This window comes from Prevotella sp. HCN-7019 (assembly GCF_037890215.1).
Classification (GTDB): Bacteria; Bacteroidota; Bacteroidia; order Bacteroidales; family Bacteroidaceae; genus Prevotella.
The window spans coordinates 103,917-110,159 of sequence record NZ_JBBKBO010000010.1; the positions used below are offsets into that span (position 1 = coordinate 103,917).

6 protein-coding genes are annotated in these 6,243 nt (G+C 50.1%); 3 read left to right on the forward strand and 3 right to left on the reverse strand.

Features of this window, described 5'->3' with window-relative positions; all coding sequences use genetic code 11:
* The first annotated feature begins 32 nt into the window (after nucleotides 1-32).
* The 3 genes from WKT13_RS11765 to WKT13_RS11775 all read left to right on the forward strand — a co-directional run bounded on the left by WKT13_RS11765 (nucleotide 33) and on the right by WKT13_RS11775 (nucleotide 1,916).
* Entirely contained in the window at nucleotides 33-488 is a 456-nt protein-coding gene (locus WKT13_RS11765) for a hypothetical protein (RefSeq protein ID WP_340324019.1), read from the forward strand.
* An 82-nt stretch (nucleotides 489-570) separates the two neighbouring features.
* Nucleotides 571-1,047, forward strand: coding sequence for a DUF6108 family protein (locus WKT13_RS11770; protein WP_340324020.1), 477 nt, complete (start codon nucleotides 571-573; stop codon nucleotides 1,045-1,047).
* Between the two features lie 23 nt (nucleotides 1,048-1,070).
* Nucleotides 1,071-1,916, forward strand: a complete 846-nt coding sequence (locus WKT13_RS11775) for a hypothetical protein (RefSeq protein WP_340324021.1) — start codon at nucleotides 1,071-1,073, stop codon at nucleotides 1,914-1,916.
* 109 nt (nucleotides 1,917-2,025) lie between these two features.
* Here the strand turns inward: WKT13_RS11775 and WKT13_RS11780 are convergent, their stop codons facing one another.
* From WKT13_RS11780 to WKT13_RS11790, 3 genes are all read right to left on the reverse strand, one after another.
* Nucleotides 2,026-2,652, reverse strand: coding sequence for a hypothetical protein (locus WKT13_RS11780; protein WP_340324022.1), 627 nt, complete (start codon nucleotides 2,650-2,652; stop codon nucleotides 2,026-2,028).
* A 320-nt stretch (nucleotides 2,653-2,972) separates the two neighbouring features.
* Entirely contained in the window at nucleotides 2,973-4,910 is a 1,938-nt protein-coding gene (locus WKT13_RS11785) for a glycoside hydrolase family 172 protein (protein WP_445323602.1), read from the reverse strand.
* 978 nt (nucleotides 4,911-5,888) lie between these two features.
* Nucleotides 5,889-6,243, reverse strand: a 355-nt coding sequence (locus tag WKT13_RS11790; RefSeq protein ID WP_340324023.1) for a hypothetical protein, incomplete at its 5' end; no start/stop codon positions are given.

The following is a 6,243-nucleotide window of genomic DNA, read 5'->3' on the forward strand; positions in this document are numbered from 1 at the left end:
CATAAAAAGGTTTTCAGAAAACACATACAGCTATGAAAAAGAAGGACCGACACATCGAGGCACTGATAGAACGATATTTCGACGGCGAGACCACTGCTGCCGAAGAGTGTGAACTGGCTCTGTATTTCAGACAGGCGGGCGACGATATACCAGACGAATGGCGTACGTGTCGTGCCATGATGGCCTATGTGGACGAAGAACGCATGGCGGCAGACACTGAGAAACAGGTGCCGGATAAGGCTGTCGTGATGCCGATGAGGCGGCGCGGAAGTGTGCGTGTCGCGGTGGCCGCACTCCTGGCCGCGGCTTGTGTGGTGGGCGTGGTGCTGCTGACCGGCATACCCGACAGCCGCGAAAACTACGCCGTGATAGACGGCCGCGTATATACAAGCCGTCAGGTGGTGGAACGTGAGGCCATGGAGGCACTGCAGATGGTGTCGGCAGACGAGGAAGACTCGTTCTCTGCACTCGATATGATGGCCGACTGAAGGCCGTGGCGGGCAGTGCGCAGACGTATAAATGTGACGGAATGATAACGTAAAAAAACAATGGAAATAAAAAGCAATATATATGAAACACATCAATGCAAACCATAATGCCGGCATACGGCGACAGACAATGCTCGTGCGCATGTTTACGGCAATGCTGATGTTGCTGGTAGTTCTGCCTGTCTGCGCTCAGAAGGGGCTCGGCGTGGACGAGGTGTTCCGCCGGTTCGGCCATGAGCGCGGCAGCAAGATGGTGGAGATGAACAACACATCGCTGATGGGATACCGGCTGAAAGTGTATAAGAGTCTTATATACCGGAAGAACGCCGCGGAGATAGAAGCCATACTGAAAGGCGACCGCCGTCAGGCGAAGAAGATACGCGAGGTGGTGGAAGATGGTCGTGTGGTGAGCGGATACTACATGATGACGCCGGCGGCGAAGAACGTCAACCGCTACATTCTTTTCAGCAAGAGCGGCGGAGGACGCGGTACGGTGATTTATATTGAAGGAGATCTGTCGCCCGACGACATTATGAAAATGTGCTATTCAAGAAAATAATGTAAAACAAAAAATATATGGATATGAGAAAAACACTACTTCTGGCTGTGCTGATGCCGCTCGCTGCAGTGGCTTCGGAGCCGGCCGACACAACCATCATCATGAACAACAGGCAGATAGTCGTGAACGATTCTGCGGGCATAACTCGCGTAAGCGTTTACGACAACGATGGCACACAGCTCACACGCACATATGAGACGAGTTTCACCGACGGACAGGAGGTGGAGCGGGTTTACGTCACGTCGCCGTTCATCCCGCAGACATTGGGTAAAAACAGGAAACCCATGGAGAGCCATTATCCGTTTTTCTTCATGGGCTACAATCTGCTGTCGGACGGAGCGATGGGCTTCAGTGGAAGCACTGCCTTGCACACACGCGACTCAAAGTCGTGGGAATTCGGATTCACGCTGGCGAGTGTGGCTTTCAGGCTTGGCCGTAATCTTGCACTGACAACGGCCATGCAGACAACCTGGGCATACAATCACTTTCAGGGAAACTATGTTCTTACAACCACCGACGGCATGTCGTCACTGGTTGAGAAAGAGGATATCAAGGTGAAGAAAAGCTACATCACCTACAGCATTATACGTGTGCCGGTGATGATGGAGTGGTCGAGAAAAAGTTTCTATGCCGGATTGGGAGCATCGATAGACATGCGCATGTCTGACGAGTCAAAATATCGTGCAAACAAAAAGACGCACACACAGACAGAGGATATCAATCTCAATCCGTTGGGAGTCAACCTTGAGATGCGTCTGGGCTACGGTTGCCTGATGATATACGGACGTGCGGGACTCACTCCTCTCCTGAAAACGAGTCGCGCGCCGAAGTGCTATTCAGCGTCGTTCGGTATGGGATTGCGCATCTGACAGCAAATGCGGGGCGGACAGTCTTCACGACATGTCTGCCCCGCATTGTATATATGCATGGCGTGAACGGATTGTAGCCATGCTGTAGGTGTGTGACGGTCGGCCACAGCTACTCATAGTATTTGCGCATGTTGTCGGCGAATACTCTGAGAAGGTTATTGTTGATGTAGTCGTATTGCCACGGACGGTAGCCTTTGAGTACGAGTCTCTCTTTGCCGCTGGAGATGTCGTAGAAGTCACAACTGCGTATATAATATGAAGAAGCACTGCCGGATGATTTGTTGATAACCTGAATATAGTGATAAGATTTTGTAATGTTTGACTTTGAGTTGGGGTCAGGCTTTATGTTACCGATACTAAGTATCTGGTTCTTACCGTAAAAAACACTAATGTAAGGTTCTGCTCCATCAATTGGCTTGCCCGTAAGTTTTGTTGTGGGATAATCCATGAATCCCTTGCAATCCTTGCACTCTGTTCCGTCCGGAGTCTCGTACATAAGATAGACGTAGTCGTCGCTGGCATAGCCGGATGATTGCGCACCATACACAAGTGTCAGTCTGACAGGCGTGTCGGTGTCATTAAAAGTTTCACTTGATTCTTTCACATCCATCACAGCCTCCATCTTTATCATCCTGCACTTCATGGCAGCGATAAGCTGATTGTAGGAATATTCTTCCTGTGCCTGTACGTCAATGGTGAATAACAGAGTAATGAGAATAAACAGAAATTTTTCCATAGGAATTTTGTTTTATGGTTTATGGGTTGAATGAATTGTATCAGCTGATACTATGTGTATTGTATTATTGTTGCGTTTGTGGTATCTGCGGCCTCACGGACAGATTCTGTTTGCATTGTTATTGTAGCTTCTACAAATCTACGAAAATATTCCGAAAGACGGCTGTTTGTGAGGGAAATAAGTGTAGAAAAGGTGAATAAGCCGTCTGTTCGGAATGTTTTCGTAGATTTATTTGTTATCTATTTTGCGGCGTATGGTCTCATGCCCTGCTTTTTGATTTACGGGCAAGGCATGAGTGCACATACCGTATGCAGTTTTTCTTACATTCTTTCGAGCGTCACGGTGCCTACGATGAGGCTGTTGCCGTTGTCGTTCTTTGCTATGTGCACCGTGATGGAATTGTCCTGTGCGGTCAGTTCTATTTCGCCCATATAGACATCTTCGCGATAGGTGTCAGTGTCGTTGTGCGATTCGCGCCAGTCAGTAATGAGTTTCTGACGCTGCCATATCTGGAATCCAGTGCCGGCAGACGTCTCGTGATAGCTCATATATAGCTTATAGCGGCCCTCAGGTATGTCGTTGAGCAGTATGCGAAGATTGCCGCTGTTGCCGGTGCTTATGCGTAGTCCGCGGTCGTTGTTTATCTGTATGTCGCCGTCGGGCGTAATCTCCATGAGCTGCGGATAGAATGTGTGTCTGCCTGGCTGGTATTCTTTCAGCAGGTCGCCGGCAGGTTGCATGCGGCTGTCTGGCGCCGTGTCGGAGTAGTAGAAGGCCAGCGACGTGTAGTCAACCGGATAGGAGTTGTTCACATCGCCATGTTCTATTCCGTGGAAAATCTCCTTGTCAAAGGTCAGCTTGTCGCTTATGAAGAAGCGGTAGCCGCCGGTGCGCGACATCTGCAACGAGTAGTCGAGACATCCGTGTATGGGCATGCTGTGGCCGCGGTCCCAACGGTCGAGCAGCGCATACCATCCGCCGTTGAAGTAATCTTCCGAGCCGGTGCCGTGCATACGCATTCTGCCGTCTACGTAGGTGCTGTCGTCGCCTTCGAAGAATGTGGTCATGCCGGAGCGCAGACCCTGTGCAAGGAGTATGGTGCCGACGTAGTGGCCCTTGCCTTTGGTGTTGAGGAATGTGTGGTATTCGCCTAACGGAGTGCGCGTGCGTCGCCATGAAGAATAAAACTTGCCTTCGGTCTTGGCGTCGCGGGCGGTGGTGTTGTGATGTATTTTCACTCTTACGGATACCGGTGGCTGTTGTGTGCCTTCCGTGCGGCGGTAAATGAGCTTCAGCTGCGCAGACTTGTCGTAAGGCATGGGCAGGTAGCAGTAGTTGGTGTATCCGCTGCGGCCCATGAGTATGTTGCGCATGGCGGGCCGTCCGTATGCGTAGCCGAAGAAGTCGGCCATGGGTGCGCAGATGGCTTCGGTCTTGTCGTCGTCCCACCGGGCGCTGAGTATGATGTTCTTGTCCGGACCTTCAAAGGCAGTTCCGCCGTCTATCTCTATTCCCGTGATGCGTCCCGGGACATTGCTCTCAAAGCATGTCACTTCGTCGCCCGGCTTCAGGGTGATGGTCTTTTCGCTTACGGTCGTACCGGCTGAACGGCCGTTTGAATAAGTGTCGGCCTGCGGACTTGTGGCTGCCCATGTGTTGCAGACATCATTGAGCAGAGCCTTGTCGGCATCGGTGAATGTGCCGTCGTATGTCTCTACCTTGGTGCCGGGCAGTTGGCGGTATTGTATCTGAATGAACTGCAGTCCTTCGCCTTCCATCACTATCTTGCACGACTTGGCATAGGTGATGGGCAGATAGCAGTAGTAGCCGCCCACCTCGTTGCCGCATACGGGTTTGACGAACGGGAATACTTTGCCGGAGAACAGATCGGAGAAACGGATGCGGAGGCCCGGATCTTTCTTTCCGTCGAAGTAGAAACAGAGCATGTTGTCGTTGGGAGTAGGCGTCCAGATGCGGTTGATGACGCCGGCGCCTTTCATCTCGGCTATCACGAGTTTGCCGTCTTCCTTGCGCAGATAGGAGTATTTTCCGGAAAAACCGTCGTCGTTGCCCCATGTGCGGTCGTAGCTTGAGAATTGCTCGATGAGGCATCCGCTGCGGTATTCGGGCAGCCGGTCGATGGAACGGAGCAGGGCAAGTTCGTCGGTCCATCTGTATTTGTTCTGTGAGTAGGCGCTCATGACGTTGAGCATCAGGCACAATAGTGCCAGAGGGCGGAGAATGTTACAGGTTTTCATATCAGTTATAGGTTTTTATTGTTAACGTGTTTTTGTCTTGTTTTATTGTGTCTTTAACGGTGTTTTCGGCGATTGTATGCGATTTTGTCGTGTCTGTAGAAACTGCCCGGCAGAAATGCTGTGAGGCTGGGTTTTATTCATGAAGAATCACGGAATGACTGAACTATTCCCGGCAACGCGGATGGTATAAACTGTGACCGGTTTTGCCTCATGTTATGATAAACTCACGTTGTTACAACCGATAAATCCTCACCATAAAAAGGGTGTATGTTTTCCGGGTGTCTCACTGTGCGTCATGTCGGCTTTTTAAAAGAAAACCCGGGCGACGGACTTACAGTTTTTCTTGACTTTTTTTTGACAAAAATTTTTTGCGAAAGAGATGTGAGGAATTGTTAAATACGACATAAGAGAGGCCACTTCATGCCGTACGGACTTGTAGTATACCCTGTAGTGGAGTGCAGGATAATTCACTCTGCATTCTGATAATGCCTGTTTGAGGGGCTGATTACGTTTGTATCAGGGTGTGATATTGTGCGTTTCAGGCCATGATATGGGCTGTATCACGTGCTGAAACGGTGCTTATTGCACGATAGAAAAATTGTCTTCAAATGTAAGTCTTTGATGTTCAATATTTTGCGTATGTATCTTATTTCTCGCGTATTCGCGTCCGAAGGAGAGTCAGCCCGCAAATATTCGCTTATTTTTTGGGGTAGAACAGAAAACTCAGACGAAAAAATCACTGGATACTGAAAATCTGTAAGTGCCTCATATTATTTTCGTTTACGGCATTGAAGTCGCTGTTTTTTTTACTGAACCCCATCCTCATAGGATTTTTACTGAACCGTAAAAGGCGTAAAGGAAGAATATGAGGCGACCGATACAAAAAATCCGCCCGCACGCAACACGCGTACAGGCGGACCTGGATGTTTGTATTTGTCTTAAATGCTTCCGGCCAGCGCCGGACCGCTTTTTGTTAGGTTATTCGTTCACGGTCGATGGTGTCAGACGCAGTGTGTAGGTGTATGAACCCCATGTCGGGCACTCGTACTGCGGCAGACAGGAATCACCGGCACAACTGTTGTTGCCCAGTCCGCGCTGCCAGTAGTCGAAGTGTGCGTAGACAGTGTTGTCACGTGTCAGGTCATACGGGTGAAGTTTCTCGCTCCACATAACATCACCGTTATAATCCCATGCACTTTCGTTGTAGTGCGACAGTGAGAATGCAACCTGTCCTTCGGTCTGTACCTTCAGGTTTGCCCCGTTAGTGCGGTCGGTGAGTACAAGTTCGCGCAGAGCCTGGCGGTCGCCCATTGTCTGCGGGTGGGGCAGTTCT